Origin of the sequence: Sciscionella marina DSM 45152 (assembly GCF_000379465.1) — a bacterium.
Taxonomy (GTDB): Bacteria; Actinomycetota; Actinomycetes; order Mycobacteriales; family Pseudonocardiaceae; genus Sciscionella; species Sciscionella marina.
This window is the reverse complement of the sequence record NZ_KB905403.1, coordinates 111,964-130,945: the sequence shown is the minus strand read 5'-3', so window position 1 is coordinate 130,945 and position 18,982 is coordinate 111,964. Positions and strand designations below refer to the sequence as shown.

Annotated in this window: 20 protein-coding genes; 8 read left to right on the top strand and 12 right to left on the bottom strand. The window is 68.8% G+C overall.

Annotated elements, in window-relative coordinates; translation table 11 throughout:
- Positions 1–44 precede the first annotated feature (44 nt).
- On the top strand, positions 45–920 hold the full coding sequence (locus tag A37U_RS0125265) for an SDR family oxidoreductase (protein ID WP_020499460.1): 876 nt from the start codon (positions 45–47) through the stop codon (positions 918–920).
- Here the strand turns inward: A37U_RS0125265 and A37U_RS0125260 are convergent.
- Complete coding sequence (locus A37U_RS0125260; RefSeq protein WP_020499459.1) at positions 917–2,269, bottom strand: aminotransferase-like domain-containing protein; 1,353 nt, start codon at positions 2,267–2,269, stop codon at positions 917–919. The genes A37U_RS0125265 and A37U_RS0125260 overlap by 4 nt on opposite strands.
- A gap of 118 nt (positions 2,270–2,387) precedes the next feature.
- Here A37U_RS0125260 and A37U_RS0125255 point away from each other — a divergent pair, with 118 nt between their 5' ends.
- From A37U_RS0125255 to A37U_RS0125235, 5 genes are read left to right on the top strand one after another with little or no spacing between them, the layout of a single operon-like run.
- A complete protein-coding gene (locus A37U_RS0125255; RefSeq protein WP_020499458.1) occupies positions 2,388–3,362 on the top strand; it encodes a periplasmic binding family protein in 975 nt (324 codons plus the stop codon).
- A complete protein-coding gene (locus A37U_RS0125250) occupies positions 3,359–4,168 on the top strand; it encodes a nitrilase-related carbon-nitrogen hydrolase (protein WP_020499457.1) in 810 nt (269 codons plus the stop codon). The genes A37U_RS0125255 and A37U_RS0125250 overlap by 4 nt, the downstream gene beginning before the upstream one ends.
- Positions 4,165–5,094 (top strand): ABC transporter substrate-binding protein, encoded by a 930-nt coding sequence (locus A37U_RS45250; RefSeq protein WP_020499456.1) that lies wholly within the window; start codon positions 4,165–4,167, stop codon positions 5,092–5,094. Before A37U_RS0125250 ends, A37U_RS45250 begins: the two co-directional genes overlap by 4 nt.
- Entirely contained in the window at positions 5,091–6,023 is a 933-nt protein-coding gene (locus tag A37U_RS0125240; RefSeq protein ID WP_020499455.1) for an amino acid ABC transporter permease, read from the top strand. The genes A37U_RS45250 and A37U_RS0125240 overlap by 4 nt, the downstream gene beginning before the upstream one ends.
- The gene (locus A37U_RS0125235) at positions 6,020–6,790 is read left to right on the top strand and encodes an amino acid ABC transporter ATP-binding protein (protein WP_020499454.1); all 771 of its coding nucleotides are present in this window, start codon (positions 6,020–6,022) and stop codon (positions 6,788–6,790) included. Before A37U_RS0125240 ends, A37U_RS0125235 begins: the two co-directional genes overlap by 4 nt.
- Here the strand turns inward: A37U_RS0125235 and A37U_RS0125230 are convergent, their stop codons facing one another.
- From A37U_RS0125230 to dnaK, 4 genes are read right to left on the bottom strand one after another with little or no spacing between them, the layout of a single operon-like run.
- The gene (locus A37U_RS0125230; RefSeq protein WP_020499453.1) at positions 6,791–7,240 is read right to left on the bottom strand and encodes a heat shock protein transcriptional repressor HspR; all 450 of its coding nucleotides are present in this window, start codon (positions 7,238–7,240) and stop codon (positions 6,791–6,793) included. It abuts the gene before it with no gap.
- Complete coding sequence (gene dnaJ / locus A37U_RS0125225) at positions 7,240–8,421, bottom strand: molecular chaperone DnaJ (protein WP_020499452.1); 1,182 nt, start codon at positions 8,419–8,421, stop codon at positions 7,240–7,242. Before dnaJ ends, A37U_RS0125230 begins: the two co-directional genes overlap by 1 nt.
- A gap of 28 nt (positions 8,422–8,449) precedes the next feature.
- Complete coding sequence (gene grpE, locus A37U_RS0125220; RefSeq protein ID WP_020499451.1) at positions 8,450–9,118, bottom strand: nucleotide exchange factor GrpE; 669 nt, start codon at positions 9,116–9,118, stop codon at positions 8,450–8,452.
- 2 nt (positions 9,119–9,120) lie between these two features.
- On the bottom strand, positions 9,121–10,977 hold the full coding sequence (dnaK, locus tag A37U_RS0125215; RefSeq protein ID WP_020499450.1) for a molecular chaperone DnaK: 1,857 nt from the start codon (positions 10,975–10,977) through the stop codon (positions 9,121–9,123).
- 426 nt (positions 10,978–11,403) lie between these two features.
- On the opposite strand from dnaK, the gene A37U_RS0125210 reads away from it, so the two are divergent.
- Entirely contained in the window at positions 11,404–11,925 is a 522-nt protein-coding gene (locus A37U_RS0125210) for a CGNR zinc finger domain-containing protein (RefSeq protein WP_020499449.1), read from the top strand.
- Here A37U_RS0125210 and A37U_RS0125205 read toward each other — a convergent pair.
- The 7 genes from A37U_RS0125205 to A37U_RS0125175 form a co-directional block, all read right to left on the bottom strand.
- A complete protein-coding gene (locus tag A37U_RS0125205; protein WP_020499448.1) occupies positions 11,922–12,626 on the bottom strand; it encodes a glycerophosphodiester phosphodiesterase family protein in 705 nt (234 codons plus the stop codon). The genes A37U_RS0125210 and A37U_RS0125205 overlap by 4 nt on opposite strands.
- A gap of 84 nt (positions 12,627–12,710) precedes the next feature.
- Positions 12,711–13,604, bottom strand: coding sequence for a DUF4328 domain-containing protein (locus tag A37U_RS0125200; protein WP_020499447.1), 894 nt, complete (start codon positions 13,602–13,604; stop codon positions 12,711–12,713).
- Complete coding sequence (locus tag A37U_RS0125195) at positions 13,604–13,936, bottom strand: rhodanese-like domain-containing protein (protein ID WP_020499446.1); 333 nt, start codon at positions 13,934–13,936, stop codon at positions 13,604–13,606. Before A37U_RS0125195 ends, A37U_RS0125200 begins: the two co-directional genes overlap by 1 nt.
- A gap of 46 nt (positions 13,937–13,982) precedes the next feature.
- Complete coding sequence (locus tag A37U_RS0125190) at positions 13,983–15,767, bottom strand: sodium/solute symporter (RefSeq protein ID WP_020499445.1); 1,785 nt, start codon at positions 15,765–15,767, stop codon at positions 13,983–13,985.
- 12 nt (positions 15,768–15,779) lie between these two features.
- Positions 15,780–16,172: a DUF485 domain-containing protein gene (locus tag A37U_RS0125185; protein WP_020499444.1), complete on the bottom strand. Its 393-nt coding sequence runs from the start codon at positions 16,170–16,172 to the stop codon at positions 15,780–15,782.
- Between the two features lie 81 nt (positions 16,173–16,253).
- Positions 16,254–17,069 carry a LytR/AlgR family response regulator transcription factor gene (locus A37U_RS0125180; RefSeq protein ID WP_020499443.1) on the bottom strand — a complete coding sequence of 272 codons (816 nt, stop codon included), beginning with the start codon at positions 17,067–17,069 and terminating at the stop codon, positions 16,254–16,256.
- Positions 17,070–17,154: 85 nt separating this feature from the next.
- On the bottom strand, positions 17,155–17,991 hold the full coding sequence (locus A37U_RS0125175; RefSeq protein WP_026197580.1) for a S49 family peptidase: 837 nt from the start codon (positions 17,989–17,991) through the stop codon (positions 17,155–17,157).
- A 156-nt stretch (positions 17,992–18,147) separates the two neighbouring features.
- On the opposite strand from A37U_RS0125175, the gene A37U_RS0125170 reads away from it, so the two are divergent.
- Positions 18,148–18,906: an SDR family NAD(P)-dependent oxidoreductase gene (locus A37U_RS0125170; RefSeq protein ID WP_020499441.1), complete on the top strand. Its 759-nt coding sequence runs from the start codon at positions 18,148–18,150 to the stop codon at positions 18,904–18,906.
- Positions 18,907–18,982: the final 76 nt, after the last annotated feature.

Here is an 18,982-nt window from a genome sequence, read left to right as displayed (position 1 = left end):
GCACCCGACGGCGCGCTGTCCTGCTCGCGGTTACTGTGGGGCGCATGAGCACTTCGGAGCAGATCATCGCGGTGACCGGGGCGAGCGGAACGGTGGGGCGGTTGCTCGCCGCGCGGCTCTCGGCGGCGGGCGCGCGGCAGCGGCTGATCGGCAGGTCGCCGGATCGGTTGCCGGAGCTGGCGGGCGCGGTACGGACGGAACCGGCGAGCTTCGCGGACAAGGCGACGATGCGGGCCGCCTTCGACGGGGCGCGCACGGCGTTCCTGGTCTCGGCGCACGAGAGCGCGGACCGGGTGGCCGAGCACCAAGCGGCGGTGGACGCCGCCGCCGAGGCGGGCGTGCAACGGTTGGTGTACCTGTCTTTTCTCGCCGCCGCACCGGATGCCACGTTCACCTTCGCACGCGATCACTGGCACACGGAGCAGTACATCCGCGCCAGCGGGTTGCGTTTCACCTTTCTGCGGGACAGTTTCTACCTGGCCATGTTCGCGGGGATGACCGGGGAGGACGGGGTGATCCGGGGCCCCGGCGGGGATGGGAAGGTCGCCGCGATCGCGCACGAGGACATCGCCGAGTCGGCGGCGCGGGTGCTGCTCGACGGGGAGGTGCACGATGGCCACACCTACGACCTGACCGGCCCGGCCGCGATCGATTTCCCCGAGGCCGCGGCGATCCTGAGCCGGTTCACCGGGCGCACCATCGAATACGTGGCCGAAACCCGCGAGGAGGCCTATGCTTCGCGCGCTTCCTACGGTGCGGCCGATTGGGAGCTCGCCGGCTGGGTGAGTTCTTATGCGGCGATCGCGACCGGGGAAATGCACGTGGTCAGCGAGGCGGTTGCGCACCTGACCGGCCGCCCACCCCAGGATCTGGCCACCTATCTGGACCGCAATCCGGGCAACTACGCGCACCTGCGCTAACCGGAGGTTCCCCCGCGCGCGGCGAGGGCGAGCAGGTCGGCGAGTTCGGTGAACTCCGCGCTTTCCGGATCGAGCCGCCCGCACCCGATCCGGATACCGGGCTGCTGCGGGGATCCACTGTAGTAGCGCGAACCGGGGCTGGCGGCGATCCCGTGCGCGGCAAGGGTGACGAGCGCGTCGGTTTCCTCGTGCACCCGTACCCAGACGACGAACCCTTCGGCGCCCTGTGCGGGCACGTTCCGCTCGGCCAGCGCGCGCAGTAGCGCGGCGCTGCGTTCGGTGTAGCGCTCCCGTGCGTGGCTCAGGCGCCGCGCGTCCGCGGGGTCCTCGAGCAGCGCGGCGAGCGCGCCTTGCAGGATGCGGCTGGTCCAGCCGGTGCCGAAACTGCGCAGCACCCGCATCTTGTCGATGAGTTCGCTCGAACCGCCGACCAGGCCCATGCGCAGATCGGGCCCGTGGGATTTGGAGTAGGACCTGATGAGCACGGTCCGCTCGGGCAGCAGCGCGCCGAGGCTGTGCGGCGGTGCGGCGGCGAGCGGACCGAGGCCGTCGTCCTCGATGATCGCGGTGCCGCCCGGTTCGAGGATCTCGGCGAGTTCGGCGCGCCGCGCGGCGGTGACCACGTGCCCGCAGACCGAAAGCGAGCGCGGCTGATAGAGGAAGGCGGCCGGTTTGCGGCGCATGGCCTCGGCGAGCTCGTCCGGGCGCGGGCCCGCCGCATCGCAACCGACCGGCAGTACCTCGGCGCCGAGCAGATCGAGCACATCCAGCAGCCGGGCCGCGGTCGGTTCCTCCACCACGACCCGGTCGCCCGCGATCACCTGCGTCTGGCAGGCGAGCAGGATTCCCTCATAGCCGCCGCCGACCGCCATCAGTGCCTGCGGTTCGAACGGCCAGTGCGCGCGGGCGGCCCGGTCGAGCGCGGGGGTGACCAGTTCGCGCTGATAAGCGTTGAACCGGGAATCACCGAGCGCGCTGTCGAGCGCGGCGCCGAGCTCGGGCAGCAGCGCGGGATCGGGCGCGGCCAGGGAGAGATCGGTGCGCAGCTGCCCGGCGAAGTGCCCGATGCGTTCGTAGCGGACCGGATGCGGCACCGAGGGCGGACCGGTCACCACGGTGCCGTTGCGCCCCTGGGTGCGCAGCACCTGATGGCGGCGCAGGATCGCCCAGGCCTCGGCGACCGTGGTCGGGCTGACGTCGAGCTCGGTGGCCAGCGCCCGCACCGGGGCCAGTTTCGCGCCGGGTTCGATATCGCCCTGGCGCACCAGATCGGCGACCGCGGCCGCGATTCCGCGCGCGCTGGCATTGCTGATGTGTGCGGCGAGCCATGCCGCGGTCACCGTGGGCATTCGAATTTCCCTCTCCGGACGGAATTGTTTTGTACGGTAACAAAAGATCTATTGCGCGGAAAATAGCCCGTACATAAGCTCCCTGACCATTCACCCACTTGGACAGAGGAGTCCGGTCTTGGCGACAACCCGTCTGCGTCTCGCGCTCCGGGACTGGGATCACGTGATGCCACTGATCACCGGTGCGGTGCGGGCAAACGGCATCGAGCTCGATCTCGATTTGCGTGCGGTCACCCCGAATGTGCTCGATGAACCCGATATCGACGGCGGGGAGACCTCGTTCAGCCGTTATGCACTCGGCATCGCGGGCGGAGACGACCGGCTGATCGGGCTCCCGGTCTTCGTGATGCGCGGGTTCCGGCAGCGTTGCGTGCTGGTGCGCGCGGATTCCGGGCTCACCTCGCCCGCGCAGCTCGCGGGCACCCGCATCGGGCTGACCGGCTGGGTCGATTCCGGCAACACCTGGACCCGCGCCCTGTTGCGCGATGCCGGGGTTCCGCTCGACTCGATCCGCTGGACGATCGGGCCGCTGACCGCGGGTGAGACCGGAAAGGACCGGATCGGCCCGTTTTCCTTACCGCACAACGTGAATGTGCTCGGCGAGGGCGACTCGCTGACCACGGGGCTCGCCGACGGCCGGTTCGACGCGATCTTCACCCCGTTCATGCCGGAGGAGATGTTCGGCCCGGACTCCCGGTTCCGGCACCTGTACCGGGGCTATCCGGGTGCCGAGGAGGAATACTTCCTGCGCAACGGTTTCGTGCCCGGTATCCACCTGCTGACCGTCAAACGCGAGGCGGTGCAAGGGTTTCCCGGTGCGCTCGACGCGGTATCGGCGGCCTTCGACGCGGCGAAGCACCACTGGTGGAGCAGGCGGCGGCTGCTCGCCGACACCACACCGTGGCTGCTCGACCAGCTGCGCCACGATGCGCTGCTGTTCGGCGAGGACTGGATGCCTTATGGGCTCGCCGAGAACAAGGCGATGATAGAAGCCTTCTGCGCCGAACTGAACGGACAGGGCATCGCGCCCGAACCGGTCGACGCCGAGGCCTTGTTCACCGATTTCCACCAGCTGACGAACGGAGCATCATGAGAGTCGCGATCGGACAGTTCGCGGTCGAGGAGGACTGGCGGGCCAATGCCGGGCAGGCGCGGGGTTATCTGCGCGAGGCGAGCGCGGCCGGGGTCGATCTGCTTGTGCTGCCCGAGGATTCGATGGCACTGTTCATCGATGAACCGGGCAAGATCCGGGACGCCGCGCAGCCGGTGGACGGGCCGTACGTCAGCGCGCTGCGCGAGGGATCCGCGGAAACCCCCGGCATGACAACGGTTTTCGGCATGCACGAGCCCGGCGTCGACGGCAAGGTGTACAACACGCTGGTCGCGATCCGTGGCGGCGAGGTGCTGGCCACCTATCGCAAGCTGCATCTCTACGACGCGTTCGGGGCACGGGAATCCGACCGGGTGGCACCGGGTTCCGGTGATCCGGTGGTCATCGACTGCGCGGGCTGGAAGATCGGCCTGATGACCTGTTACGACGTGCGGTTCCCGGAGCTGGCCCGGCTGCTCGTGGACGCGGGCGCCCAGGCGATCGCCTGCCCGACCGCGTGGGTGCGCGGCCCACTCAAGGAATGGCATTGGGAGGTCATGGTGACCGCGCGGGCGCTGGACAACACCTGCTATCTGATCGGCGCTGGGGAATGCGGGCGGCGCAACATCGGTTCGAGCCTGGTCGTGGATCCGCTCGGCACCGCGGTGGCCAGGCTCGGAACACGTCCGGGGCTGCTGTTCGCCGAGCTGGATCCGGAACTGCTTACCACGGCACGGGAAAACCTACCGGTGCTGGCGAACCGGCGGTTCCGGGTCGACCCGACGGTCCGGGAACTCGCGGCGCCATGAACCGGGGTCTGCTTCTCGTCCTGGTCGCCGCGCTGGCCGCGGTCAGCGCCTGCGGGGCCAATCCACCCGAGGTGGAGGGTTTCCTGCACGGCTCGACCGGAACCACGGCCTCGGTGCTGCGCCAGCAGACCGATCAGCGGTTGCACGACCGGTTGCCCGCGAAGATCAAGGCGCGTGGCTCGCTGATCGCGGTGAACAACGGTTCCTTCCCGCCCTATACGATCGCCGGTTCGGACGGCCGGGCGCTGCGCGGGGTCTCGGCCGATCTGGCGACCTCGCTCGGGCAACTGCTCGGGATCCGGATCGAGAACGTGACCGTGGACGGCCTGCCGAGCCAGCTGACCGGGATCAAGGCGGGCCGCTATGACCTGACGCTCGGCCCGACCGGGGACTTCCCCAAGCGGCAGAAGCAGAACGACTTCGTGGACTGGGTCAAGGAATACGTGGTTTTCGCGGTGCGCAAGGGAAATCCGAAACACATCGGCTCGATCGAGGACACCTGCGGGCTGCGCATCGCCGTGATGTCCGGTGGCTCGGCCGAGGATGTGTTGCGGGAACAGGTGAAGCGGTGCGCAGGCGCGAGAAAACCGGCCCCGGACATCCAGTCCTACAAGGACCAGCCGAGCGCGGTGCTCGCCGTGCAGGCCGATCGCGCGGACGGGTTCTTCTCCTCCCAGGCCCCGCTGACCTATTTCGTGAACATGGCGGGCAAGGATCTGCAGCTGGCCGGAGTCGGGAAACCGAACGGCTTCGACACCCTGTACCAGGGCGCGGTGGTACCGAAGAACGGCCCGCTGCGCGATGTGCTGACCGCGGCGATCAACGAACTCGTCCGCAACGGTACCTACGGAAAAATCCTTTCCGCATGGAAGGTTTCGCACAACGGCCTCGATAAGGCCGGGATCAATCTGGCGAGGAAATCATGACGATGCTGCACGATTCGCCACCGATCGAGGGCACCGAGATCGACGTCGCGGGCGCGCGCAAGGTCCGCCATCCCTGGCGCTGGGTGGCCAGTGTGGTGCTGCTCGTGCTGCTCGCCCAGCTCGTGCACATGCTGGTGACCAACGAAAACTTCGAATGGGGCGTGGTCGCGAGCTATCTGAACGCGCAGATCATCGGGCAGGGCCTGCTGATGACCCTCGAGCTCACCGTGATCGCGATGTTCATCGGCATCCTCGGCGGCGTGCTCGTGGCGATCGGCAGGCTCTCCGAGAATCCCTTGCTGCGCGCGGTGTGCTCGGGCTATGTCTGGTTTTTCCGCGGCACTCCGCTGCTGGTGCAACTGGTGTTCTGGTACAACATGTCCGCGCTGATGCCCCAGCTCTCGATCGGCATCCCGTTCGGTCCCGCCTTCGCGCAGTTCGAGACGAACTCCGTGATCACCCCGATGACCGCGGCGATCCTCGGGCTCGGGCTGAACGAGATCGCCTACATGGCCGAGATCGTGCGCGGCGGGCTGATCACGGTCGACGGCGGGCAACAGGAAGCGGCCGCCGCGCTCGGCATGGGGCGCGGGCGCACGCTGCGCCGGATCGTGCTGCCCCAGGCGATGCGGTTCATCGTGCCGCCGACCGGCAGCCAGGTGATCAACATGGCCAAGGCGACCTCGCTGGTGAGCGTCATCGCGCTCGCGGATCTGCTCTACACCGTGCAGTCGGTGTACAACCGCACCTTCCAGACCATTCCGCTGCTGCTAGTGGCCTGTATCTGGTACCTGGTCATCACCTCGGTGCTCTACATCGGGCAGTCGTTCATCGAACGGCACTACGCGAAGGGCAGCACTCGTGCGGCACCACAGGGATTCTTGGCGTTCGCCCTGCTGCGCCGCCGCAAGCCGGTGAGGAGCGAATGATCATGACCACGCCCATGGTGCACGCCAGTCAGGTGCGCAAATCCTTCGGCCCGCTCGAGGTGCTGCGCGGTATCGATCTCGACGTGGCCCCCGGTGAGGTGGTCGTCGTCCTCGGCCCCTCGGGTTCGGGCAAGTCCACATTTCTTCGCTGTGTCAACCATCTGGAGAGCATCGACGGCGGCTCGATCCACGTGGCGGGCGAGCTCATCGGCCACCGGGTGCACGGCAGGACGGTGCATCATCTGCGCCCCTCGCGGATCACCGCGCAGCGCCGCCACATCGGCATGGTTTTCCAGCAATTCAACCTGTTCCCGCATCTGACCGTGCTCGGCAACATCATCGAGGCACCGGTCGGGGTCGCCGGTGCGGCCAAGGCCGATGCGCTGCGGCACGCCAGGGAACTGCTCGACCGGGTCGGGCTCGCGGAGAAAGCCGACGCCTATCCGAAGCAGCTCTCCGGTGGTCAGCAGCAGCGGGTCGCGATCGCCCGGGCGCTTGCCATGCGGCCGAAGCTGATGCTGTTCGACGAACCGACCAGCGCGCTCGACCCGGAACTGGTCGGGGAAGTGTTGCAGACCATGAAGAAACTCGCCGAGGACGGGCTGACCATGGTCGTGGTGACGCACGAGATCGGGTTCGCGCGGGAGGTCGCCGACCGCGTGGTGTTCATGGACGGCGGGGTGATCGTCGAACAGGGACCGCCTGCCGAGGTACTGGACAATCCGCGCACGGAACGCACGAAGGCGTTCCTCAACCAGGTCCGGTGATCAGCGCCGCGGCGGACGGCGGCGCGGATTCCACACCACGAGCGAGGTGTTCTGCTCGCGCACCGGCACGATCTCGTTGCGGTAGGAACGGTGGATCGCCGCGGCCGCCTGGGAAGCTGCCGCCTGGGTCGCGGCGAGTTCCTCGGTGAGCTCGGTGATCTTGGCGCGCAGCGCATCGACCTGGTTCTCCAGCTCGATGATCCGCTTGATACCCGCGAGATTGACGCCCTGCTCCTGGGAGAGCCGCTGCACCTCGCGCAGCAGGGCGATGTCCCGCACGGAGTACCGCCGCCCGCCCCCGCTCGACCGGCCGGGCGAAACCAGGCCCAGCCGGTCGTAGGAGCGCAGGGTCTGCGCGTGCAGACCGGAGAGCTGCGCCGCGACCGAGATGACGTACACCGGAGCGTCGGCGTCCGGGGGTGCCATTCTCGGGTCGAACTCGGCGTCCATCAGTCAGCCCCGTTCAGCATCGCGTCCAGTTCAGCGCGCGGGTTGTCCTCGGCGATGGCTTCGGCGTAGGACTCGAGAGCCTTGCGCGCCTTCGCATCGATGGTAGCCGGGACGGCCACCTTCAGCGTGACGAGCAGGTCACCGGTCCGACCGTCCCTGCGGGCCACACCCTTGCCCCTGGCGCGCAGGGTGCGCCCGGACGCGGTGCCCGAGGGCACCTTCAGGCTGACCTTGCCGTCCAGGGTGGGCACGGTCAGCGTGGTGCCGAACACGAGCTCCGGATAGGTGACCGGGACGGTGATCGTCAGATCGTTGCCGGAGCGCCCGAACACCTTGTGCGGCGAGACGTGCACGACGACGAACAGGTCGCCGCTCGGTCCCTTGTTGGCGCCCGGTTCGCCCTGCCCGGCGAGCCGGATCCGCTGCAGGTCCTCGACACCGGGCGGAATCCGCACGGTCAGGGTGCGTGTCTTCGTGGACACCCCGCTGCCGCCGCATTCCGGGCACGGGGTCTCGATGATGCGCCCCGTTCCCCGGCAGTCACGACAGGGTTCGGAGAACGCGAACGCGCCCTGACTCGAGGAGACCAGCCCGGAACCGTGGCAGGTGGCGCACTGGTGTGCGTTCGTGCCCGGCTTCGCCCCGTTCCCGTGACAGGTGTCGCAGGTGGCCGGGGAAGCGAGCCGCAGCGGCACGGTCGCGCCCTTGATCGACTCGGTGAAGTCGATGCGGATCTCGGTCTCCACGTCCTCGCCGCGCCGTGGCCGGGCGGCACCCGCGCTCGCACCCGAGCGCCCCCGGCCGAACAGCCCGCCGAGGATGTCACCGAGTCCGCCGCCGGCCTCGCCGGTCCCGGTCTGCATGTTGCCGAACAGGTCGCTGATGTCGAACCCGCCCGGCGCCTGCTGGCCGCCGAAGCCGCCACCGGCGAACCGGCCGCCGGAGCCGAACATCGAACGCGCCTCGTCGTACTGCTTGCGCTTCTCCGGATCGGAGAGCACCCCGTACGCCTCGGAGACGGCCTTGAACTTCTGCTCGGCCGAGGCGTTGCCGGGATTGGCGTCGGGATGGTTCTCCCGGGCGAGCTTGCGGTACGACTTCTTGATCTCGTCCGCGGAGGCGGAGGAGGAAACACCGAGCTCGGCGTAGAAATCCTTGTCGATCCAGTCCCGTGCGGTCATCGTGGTGTCCCTCCTTCCGCTACCGCGGTCATTGCTGCTGTTCGGGTGCCGCGAACTCCTCGGAACCGGCGGACTCCTCACCCGCGGGCGCCTCGTAGTCGGTCACCGCGACCATGGCGTTGCGCACCACCTTCTCGCCGATCTTGTACCCGCGGCGCAGCACCGTGGTCACGGTGGGCCCCGCCACCTCGGCGGAGGTGTTGTGCTGCACGGCCTCGTGCACGTTCGGGTCGAACGGCTCGTTCTCGGTACCGAACGATTCCAGGCCCGCCTGCTGCAGCACTCCGGTGAGCTTGTCCGCGACGGATTTGAAGGCACCGGTGAGGTCGCCGTGCTGGGCGGCCCGCTCGATGTCGTCCACCACGGTGAGCAGTTCGGCGACCAGTCCGGCCTTGGCGTTCACCGCCGAGACCTCGCGGTCGCGTTCCACCCTGCGCCGGTAGTTGGCGTACTCGGCCTGCAGGCGCTGCAGGTCCGCGGTCCGCTCCTCGAGCTGCTTGGCAGTGTCGGACTGCGGCGCGGCCCCGCTTTCACCGGCCTCCGGCATCTCCACCTCGATCGGCACCTCGTCCGCCTCGGCCACTTCCTCGGCCGGCCGCACCTCGCCGGTCTCGGGATCGACCTTGCGCCGGTCCCGGACCACCACGCGAGGCTCCTCTGCCGTGCCGTCCTCGTTCTGCTGGTTCTCGGACGCCATCGTTACTTCTTCTTCTCGTCCTCATCGACGATCTCGGCGTCGACGACATCCTCGGCACCGGCGTCCTTGGCCTCGGCTCCGGATGCGGCGCCCTCGGCCCCACCGGCGGCCTCGGCACCCGAGTCCGCGTACATGGACTGGCCGATGGCCTGGGACTCGCTCGCGAGCTTCTCCACGCTGGCCTTGATGCGCTCGATGTCCTCGCCCTTGAGGGCTTCCTTGGCCTCGTCGATCGCGGCGTTGACCTTGGTCTTGACCTCGTCCGGGACCTTCTCGTCGTTGTCCTTCACGAACTTCTCGGTCTGGTAGACCAGCGTCTCGGCCTGGTTGCGGACCTCGGCCTCCTCGCGGCGCTGCTTGTCCTCCTCCGCGTGCGCCTCGGCGTCCTTGACCATGCGGTCGATGTCCTCCTGCCCGAGGGCGGAGCCACCGGTGATCTGCATGCCCTGTTCCTTGCCCGTGGCCATGTCCTTGGCGTTCACGTGCACGATGCCGTTGGCGTCGATGTCGAAGCTGACCTCGACCTGCGGCACGCCACGCGGTGCGGGCGGGATCCCGGTCAGATCGAAGGTGCCCAGCTTCTTATTGTAGGCGGCGATCTCACGCTCACCCTGGAAGACCTGGATGCCGACCGTGGTCTGGTTGTCGTCCGCGGTGGAGAAGATCTCGGACTTCTTGGTCGGGATCGTGGTGTTGCGCTCGATGAGCTTGGTCATCACGCCACCCTTGGTCTCGATACCGAGGGAAAGCGGGGTCACGTCCAGCAGCAGGACGTCCTTGACCTCACCCTTGAGCACACCGGCCTGCAGCGCGGCACCGACCGCGACCACCTCGTCCGGGTTGACGCCCTTGTTCGGCTCCTTACCGGCGAGCTCCTTGACCAGGTCCGCGACCGCGGGCATCCGGGTGGAACCGCCGACGAGCACGATGTGGTCGATGTCGCCGATCTTGATCCCGGCGTCCCGGATCACGTTGTTGAACGGGGTCTTGGTGCGGTCCAGCAGGTCGCTCGTGATGCGCTGGAATTCCGCGCGGGACAGCGTCTCGTCCAGGAACAGCGGGTTCTTGTCCCCGTCCACGGTGATGTAGGGCAGGTTGATGCTGGCGCTCGAGGAGCTGGACAGCTCGATCTTCGCCTTCTCCGCGGCCTCCCGGATGCGCTGCAGCGCCATCTTGTCCTTGGTGAGGTCCATGCCGTTGGCGCTCTTGAACCGGTCCACCAGCCAGTCGACGATGCGCTGGTCCCAGTCGTCACCACCGAGGTGGTTGTCACCGGAGGTCGCGCGGACCTCGACGACGCCGTCGCCCACCTCGAGCAGGGAGACGTCGAAGGTGCCGCCACCGAGGTCGAAGACCAGGATGGTCTGCTCCTTCTCGCCCTTCTCCAGGCCGTAGGCCAGCGCGGCCGCGGTCGGCTCGTTCACGATCCGCAGCACGTTCAGCCCGGCGATCTGCCCGGCTTCCTTGGTGGCCTGACGCTGGGCGTCCTCGAAGTAGGCGGGGACGGTGATCACCGCGTCGTCCACATCCTCGCCGAGGTAGGACTCCGCGTCCCGCTTGAGCTTCATCAGCACGCGCGCCGAGATTTCCTGCGCGGTGTACTTCTTGTCGTCGAACTCGTCGGTGTGCCAGTCGGTGCCCATGTGCCGCTTGACCGAACGGATGGTCCGGTCCACGTTGGTGACCGCCTGGTTCTTCGCGGACTGTCCGGTGAGCACCTCGCCGTTCTTGGCGAAGGCGACGATCGACGGGGTGGTACGGGCACCCTCGGAGTTGGCGATGACCGTCGGCTCACCGCCCTCGAGGACGGAGACGACCGAGTTGGTCGTGCCGAGGTCGATACCGACCGCTCGCGCCATGGGACTACCTCCTAGCTTGTTCTGCTCTGGTGTCGGCCGCTGCTGCACGCGCGGCTCTTACGCCACGTGAGTGGACCTAACTCAAGTCTGCCTTGTTGCGAACAGTTCGTCAAGCAACCTTGAGTCAGAACGGCTCAACCTTTCTGCTAGGTCCAACGAACGACCAGTTCGCGGTGTTCCCGGGACGTGCTCGTGCGCGGTTGTGTTGGCTCTAACCGACACACGCACTCACGACGATCGGGTGAGCTCCATCAGCGCCAGCCGCACGCGCTTCGCGAGCCGCCGACGGGTTCACTGCCGAGCAGGACGCGGGCGCGGCCGCAGCAACATCGCTGGTAGCGGACCCACCCTTGGCTGGTGAGGTGGCTCGAGATCGTGATCCATCGGTGTACGGCGGCCATAGCGCCATCGTGCTGTAATAGTCCTGTGCGATTGAACCCTTACGGCGAGGATCCGGTGCGGCTGGCCGTCGACCTGATCGGCGCCCCGCCGCGCGATCCGACCGAGCTGTCCGAACGCTGCGCCCGCGCCGGAGTGGCCCTGAACGGCCCGTGCGGACAGGCGGATCTGGACGAGGTGCGCCGGTTCCTCGAGCGGTGGCGGCAGGTTGTGGACACCAGGGAGGACACCGAGCGCGCCCGGTTGCTGAACACCCTGCTCGCCGAGTCCTCCTCCTATCCGCGGCTGACCGATCACCTCGGCGATGGCTGGCACATCCACTACCGGGATGACCGGCTCGGCGCGGCGGGCGTGGTGAAGGCGCTGATCAGTGTGGGGACCGCGGTGCATCTGACCGGTCGCGGCATGCACCGGCTCGGGCGCTGTGCCCTCGAGGAGTGCCGTGCGGTGTTCGCCGACTTCACCCGGGGCGGGCGGCAGCGATACTGCTCGCCGGTCTGCGCGAACCGGGACGCGGTACGCAGGCACCGGGCGCGCAGGCCCGGCTAACCGAGGGCTTCGCGCGCCTTGCCGGGGACGTTCGTGGCCAGGTAGCGGACCCCGAGCCGCGCGCACAGGGCGATGTCCGCTGGCTCGTCCGCGGTCCAGGCGTAGATCTCCCGGCCCGCGCGGCGCACATAATCGGGATCGGTGCGCAGGGTGGTGACCGAGGGGCCCGCAATCGTGGCCGTCCTGGGCAGCGGCCGGCGCGCCGTGACCTGATCGGTGAGCAGCACGGTCGGCACGTGCACCGACTGCGCGGCGATCCGGCGCAACGCGGTACCGGAGAACGAGAGCACCGTGGCCTTACCATCGGCGAGCCCGAACTCCCCGAGCTCGGCCAGCAGGCGCTCCTCGACCCGGGAACCGTGCCGCGCGGGATGCTTGGTCTCCGCGAACAGCCGGACCCCGGTATCGGCGACCAGTTCCAGCAGGGCACGCAGGGTCAGCAGCGGGGCGGGCCGCGAATGCCAGCTGCCGTAGTCGAACTCGGCCAGCTCGGCGAGGGTGAGATCGCCGACCGAACCACGCCCGTCCGATGTGCGGCTCACCGTCCGGTCGTGCACGCACACCAGGTGACCGTCCCTGGTGAGCCGCACATCGCATTCCACCCCGTCGGCGCCCTGTTCCACGGCGAGCTCATAGGCCGCGAGGGTGTGCTCCGGGCGGTCGGCGGAGGCACCACGGTGCGCGACGAGGAAGGGCTGCACAGTGTCGAGCCTACCCAGAAACCTCGTGCGTGGTTGTGTTGGTTAGAACCAACACAACCACGCACGAGCACGTGTTTGCGCAGTTCAGCGCGGGGAGGTCGCGGGGCGGGGCGCGCGCTCCAGCGAGGTGGGTGCGCCGTGCACGGCGAGTATCCGACGGTATGGGCTGGAGCCGTCGGTGAGCGGGGCGAGCAACCCGGTGAGGCGAGTGACGGTGCGCGCGGTGAGGTAGGCGAGCACCAGGGCGACGGCGTCGGTCACCGCGTGCAGCAGCACCCCGTCGGCCATGGCCTGCACGGAGTCGCGCAACCCCCAGACGAGGGTGAGCACGAACAACACGCCACTGGCCAGCCAGGCGGCCCACCAGATCCAGGTCGCGGTGCTCGGGCGCGGACGGCTACCGGGCGGGCGCTCGCAGGCGACGTGCTCCAGTTCGGCGAGCACGTAGAAGGCACCGATCAGGTTCCATCCGGGGATGAGCACGCACGCCAGCGCCCAGCCGTCACCGCGTGCCGAGACGCGTCCGCGTTCCCCAAGCTCGCGCGCAGGCAGCAGCCAGCGGAGCACGAGGTAGAGGGAGGCGATGGCGAACACCACGGTGACCAGGCCCGCCGAGATGACGAAGGTGTCGGAGAACGCGGCGAGTCCCTCGGGCACCGGGGCGGACAGGCTGACCACGAGCAGGATGTAACGCACCAGCTCGGCGATCGTGGCCAGGGCCGCGGTGACCGTGGTGATCAGCAGCATCAGGGTGGCCAGCCGCCCGGCGACGCGCACCGATTCCTCGGTCGCCGGTTCGTGCGCGGTGCCCGGAACGCTCGTCGGCCAGCGCCAGGCCAGCTGCGGGAAACCCCAGCGCGGGGTCGCCGGATAAGAGGGCGGACCGGTGTAGGGCCGCCGCCGCACCGCGGGACGCCGGGGACCGGCACCCGGTGGCGGGCTGGCGACCCAGCGCACCCGATTCGCTCCCGCGGTCATCAGATCACCGCGGGGTCTTCGCCGGAGTCGCTGGTCATGTCCCGTCCGGCGGCCACCCAGTGCTGCATCCCGCCGGCCACGTTCACGCAGGAGCGGCCCTGTGCGTTGAGATATGCGGTGACCTGCGCGGACCGGCCTCCCGAACGGCAGATCACGTACACGAGGTCGGCCTCGGGCACATCCGCGACCCGGTCCGGGAGCGCGGACATCGGCAGGTGCACGGCCTGCGGCGCATGCCCTGCGGCGAACTCGTCGTCCTCGCGGACGTCGAGCAGCACCTCGCCTTCGGGGAGTTCGGCGGGAATCTCGGAGACTGCTACCTCGGCTACCACCCCCCGATCGTGCCATGGCGCCCGGTGAGGACGCAGTCAGACTCGGCTACTGCCTCCGGTGCCTGCCGCCGCGCAACGGTTTGCGTCCCTGATCCCGCGGCGGCCCGAACCGCTCGGTGTCTCGGTCTCTGGTGAGCCCGAGCGGATCGGGGGCGTGCAACCGCAGGAAGATCGCGTTCACCTCGGCCTGCGGCTGCTGCTTGGTGGCCCGGGAGACCAGCAGCACCACGAGGAACACCACGGGCACCGAGAGCAGTGCGGGCTGGCGGACGAGCGCGGGTGCCCAGCCACCGGTGTAGCCGGACACGATGGACAGGGTGAACGCGCCGAGCACGAGGATGCCGCCGAGCACGATCCCGGTCGCGGCACCGGCCACCGTCAGCTTGCGCCACCAGATGCCGAGCAGCAGCAGCGGGGCGAAGGTGGACGCGGCGAGCGCGAAGGCCATCCCCACGCCCACGGTGATCTCGCTCGGGCGCAGCGCGATGGCCGCGGCCAGTGGGATGATCCCGCAGAGCACGGCCGCCCAGCGGAAATCACGCACCCGCCCGGTGAGCACCTCGGTGGAGATCACCCCGGAAAGACTCACCAGCAGCCCGCTCGAGGTGGCAAGGAACGCGGCGAAGGCACCGGCGGCGAGCACCCCGGTCAGGATCTGGCCGGTCATCGAGGACAGCATCGCGCCGGGCAGATCGAGTACCGCGACATCCGCGCGGCCGGTGACCATCAGCTCGGGAACGTAGAGCCGGGAAAGGGCACCGAGCACGGTCGGGAACACGTAGAACGCGCCGAGCAGGGCAAGCACGTGCAGCACGGTGCGCCGCGCGGCCCGCCCGTCCGGGCTCGTGTAGAACCGGGCGAGCACGTGCGGCAGCCCGACCGCGCCGAGGAAAAGCGCGAACATCAGCGAGTAGGCCTCGACCGCGTCCTGCCCGCCGCCGAACCGCAACCAGTCGCTGTTCGCCGATTTGGCGCTGCCGACCGCGGGCACCGAGGTTCCCTCGGGGAAGCGAAGTGTGGTGCCCTTGTCGACGGTGTGCACCCCCTTGGTGAGCACCATTCCGCTGTGCGCGGCGACATTGTCGATCCGGCCCTCAGCGGCGACCGGGGTGGTCTCCTGGACCGTCATCCGCACCGTGGTCTGCACGTGCACGGTGGTGTCCGCGGTGAACGTCGGCGTGCGCGCGGCATCCAGGCGTTCGGCGTGATCCGGTCGGGCGATGAAGAACACCAGGCACAGCACGAAGGTCGGCGCGGCGATCGCGAACAGCTTGATCCAGTACTGCGCGGCCTGCACCAGGGTCGCGGTGCGCATTCCGCCGCCGAGCACGTTCACCACGACGACCGCGATCACCACGATCGCGCCGACCCAGGTCGGGACCGGGAGCACATAGGAGAGCACCATTCCGGCGCCCTGGAGCTGGGGGATCAGGTACAGATAGCAGACCAGCAGCACGAACACCGCGCACAGCCCGCGCAGCCGCCGCGAACCGAACCTGGCCTCGGCGAAATCCGGCAAGGTGTAGGCGCCCGAACGGCGCAACGGGGCCGCGACGAACAGCAGCACGGCGAGGAAACCGGCGGTGAACCCGACCGGGTACCACAGCGCACCGGCCCCATCGGAGAGCACGAGCCCGGCGATGCCGAGGAACGAGGCGGCGGAAAGATACTCACCGGCGAGCGCGGCCGCATTGCGCCTTGCCCGCACCGCTCGCCGCGCGACAAGGAAGTCGGGGGTGCTCACCGCGGAGCGCGAGGAGGCGTGCCCGAGCCAGAAGGTGAACAATCCGACCGCGGCCATCCCAGCGATCGCCCATGGATTCAGTTCCACCGCTGGGTCCGATCAGTTCTCCACCATGTCCACGAAATCGCGCTCATTGCGCTCGGCCATCCGGTTGTACACGTAACCGGCGGCGAAAAGCACGGGAAAGGCCAGTACCCCGAGCAGCAACCAGGGGAGCGGGACCCCGAGCAGGGTGGCGTGATTGAAAGCGGGCAGGAAAACCGAAAGGAGCGGGATCGCACCGAACAGCACGGTCACGATCGCGGCGAGGCCGAGCGCGACCCGCAGCTGGGCCCGGATCAGATTGCGGACCAGCAGCTCACCCATGCTCGTCTGTTGTTCGACCTCACCGCGGGCGCGGAGCACGCTCACCGGGCTGTTCCCGCCGGCGAGCACCACGCGTTTGCGGTGGATGCGCTGCGGGGCGGCCGGGCCCTGGCCATGCTCAGTCATGAGAGGCGGCCTTTCTGCGCATCGCAGCGAGCCCCAGCGAGCGAGGCGCGCAGGAAAGACCGCATCGGGACAGCACAGCAGTCATGAACCCCAGCCGTTCTTCGGGGAGCGCACGATCCGGTCCTTGAGGTCGCGGGTGTGTCTGCGGGAGACCGGGAGCTCCTGCTCACCGTCACCGAGCACGACCGTGTAGCCCGATGTGCCCATGCGCAGCTCGGTGATCAGGCCCTGCGCGACCAGATAGGAGCGGTGGATGCGCACGAAGCCCGCCTCGGCCCAGCGTTCCTCGAGCTGGGCGAGCGGGATGCGCACCAGGTGCGAGCCCTCGGTGGTGTGCAGCCGCGCATAGTCGCCCTGGGCCTCCACCCAGCGCACCGAGGAGCGCGAGATCAGCTTGGTGGTCCCGGCGAGCTCGACCGGGATGACCTCGTCGTTCAAGTCCTCGGCCTCGACCTGCGGCAGCCCGGGGACACCCGGTTGCGGACCGGTGACGTGCATCCGGTCGGCCCAGACTCGGTCCACGGCCTTGGCCAGCCGTTCCGCCTTGAGCGGTTTGAGCACGTAGTCGACCGCGCCGAGTTCGAAGGCGGTCACCGCTTCCTGGCCGAATCCGGTGACGAACACGATCGCGGGCGGGCCGGGTTTGAGCGCGGCGAGCACCCGTGCCAGCTCCGTTCCGGAGAGCCCGGGCATGTCGATATCGACGAACACCGCGTCCACCGCGGTCTGCTTGGCGTCCCGGCGCGCGGCGACCTCCTCGTCCCCGCCGGAGATGAGCCGCAGCGCCTCGGCGGCCTCCCCGGCGAGCAGCACCCTGCGCACGCGCGGGTGCTGGCTCAGGAGGAACCGTAGTTCGTCGAGGCCATGTTGCTCATCGTCCACGGCAAGCACGAGCATGCCCTGGTTGTCATCACGTGTACTCACTTCAGCGGGAATCTTGCCGAGTCTTGCGGCGGCTGTCTACCGGTGACCCCCAACTTGATCACAAACCGAACCGGGTCCAGGCCAACCGGTGCTCGGCCGCCTGCAGCACGGAGGCCGCGGGGCCACCGACTCCGAGCCTGGCCAGCAGCGGTTTCCTCGGCTCGGCGACCACCAGTTTCGCGTCCGGATAGCGCCGCTCGATCACCTCGCGCAGGCTGCCGACTCCATCGGTGATGCCCAGTTCGGCCGCGCGTTTCCCGTCCCAGACATCCCCGTCGAACAGGTCCCGGTCGGTGCTGAGACGCTCGCCCCTGCGCTCCCGGACCCAGTCGGCGAACTGCTCGTGCAGGGCCGACTGGATCCCCCGCAGCCACTCGAGGTCTTCCGGTTTCTCCTCGTCGAACGGGTCCAGCCGGTGCTTGCTCGCGCCCGCGGTGTGCACCCGCCGCTCGACCCCGATCTTCTCGGCGAGGGCGCGCACCCCGAAGCCCGCGCTCACCACGCCGATCGAACCGACCATGGAGGTGCGGTGCGCGTAGATCTCGTCCGCGGCGCAGGCGATCCAGTACCCACCCGAGGCGGTGAGATCCTCGCAGAAGGCGAGCACCGGGATGTTCTTCTCGTCCGCGAGCCCGCGGATGCGTTCGGCGACCAGCGCGGACTGGGTGGGCATCCCGCCGGGGGAGTTGATCGCCAGCGCGACCGCCTTGAGCCGGTCGTGCTCGAAGGCCTTCTTGATCGCCGAATCCGCGGCGTTCAGGTTGATCACGCCCCGGGACAATGGCGAGGGGGTGGAACTGATCACCCCGTGCAAGCGGACGACGGAGACCACATCCCCGCGCTCGATGCGTTCGATACCGGGCAGATTCGCGGTGAGCTTCTCCATCACGTTCACCCAGCCCAGCCTAGCCCGCATGCGGCCAGTGCTGTGGGCCCTCACTCCTCCCTGGTCGTGAGCGCGAGTGTTGGTTAGAACCAACACAACCACTCACGAGGGGACCTGGCGGTAACCTTCCACCCGGATTGTTCGTGTGAACGAGGAGGAACCAAGGTGCGGATCAACGGGACAGCGGCACTGATCACCGGCGGTGCGTCCGGGCTCGGCGCGGCCACGGCAGCGCGGCTCGCCGAAGCCGGTGCCACGGTGTACGCGCTCGACCTGCAGGCGAGCATCGACAAGGCCGAGGCGGTCAAGGGCGTGACCTACGTGGCCGCGGATGTCACCGATCCGGGCTCGGTCGAGGCCGCGGTGGCCACAGCCTCCGGCTCGGCTGCCCCGCTGCGGATCGTGGTCAACTGCGCGGGCATCGGCACCGCGGGCCGCATCCTGTCCAAGAAGGGCCCGCACGACCTGGACGTGTTCCGCAAGGTCGTCGAGGTGAACCTGATCGGCACCGTGAACGTGATGCGCCTTGCCGCGGTCGCGATCGCGCAGACCGAGACGCTGGAGAACGAGCAGCGCGGGGTCGTGGTGAACACCGCCTCGATCGCCGCCTTCGACGGGCAGATCGGCCAGGCCGCGTACAGCGCCTCCAAGGCCGGGATCGCCGGGCTCACCCTCCCCGCCGCGCGTGACCTCGCCCAGCAGGGAATCCGGGTCATGACCATCGCGCCCGGAATCGTGGACACCCCGATGCTCGCCGGGGTCACCGAGGAGTTCCGCGCCGGGCTCGCCGAGGGAATCCCGTTCCCGAAACGGCTCGCCCGCCCGGAGGAGTACGCCCAGCTCGCCCAGTCGATCATCGAGCACGACTACCTCAACGGCGAGACCATCCGGATGGACGGCTCGCTGCGCATGGCCCCGCGCTGACCAGGACAAACGAAAGGTCGTGCGTGGTTGTGTTGGTTCTAACCAACACAACCACGCACGACCTTTTCTACAGCTG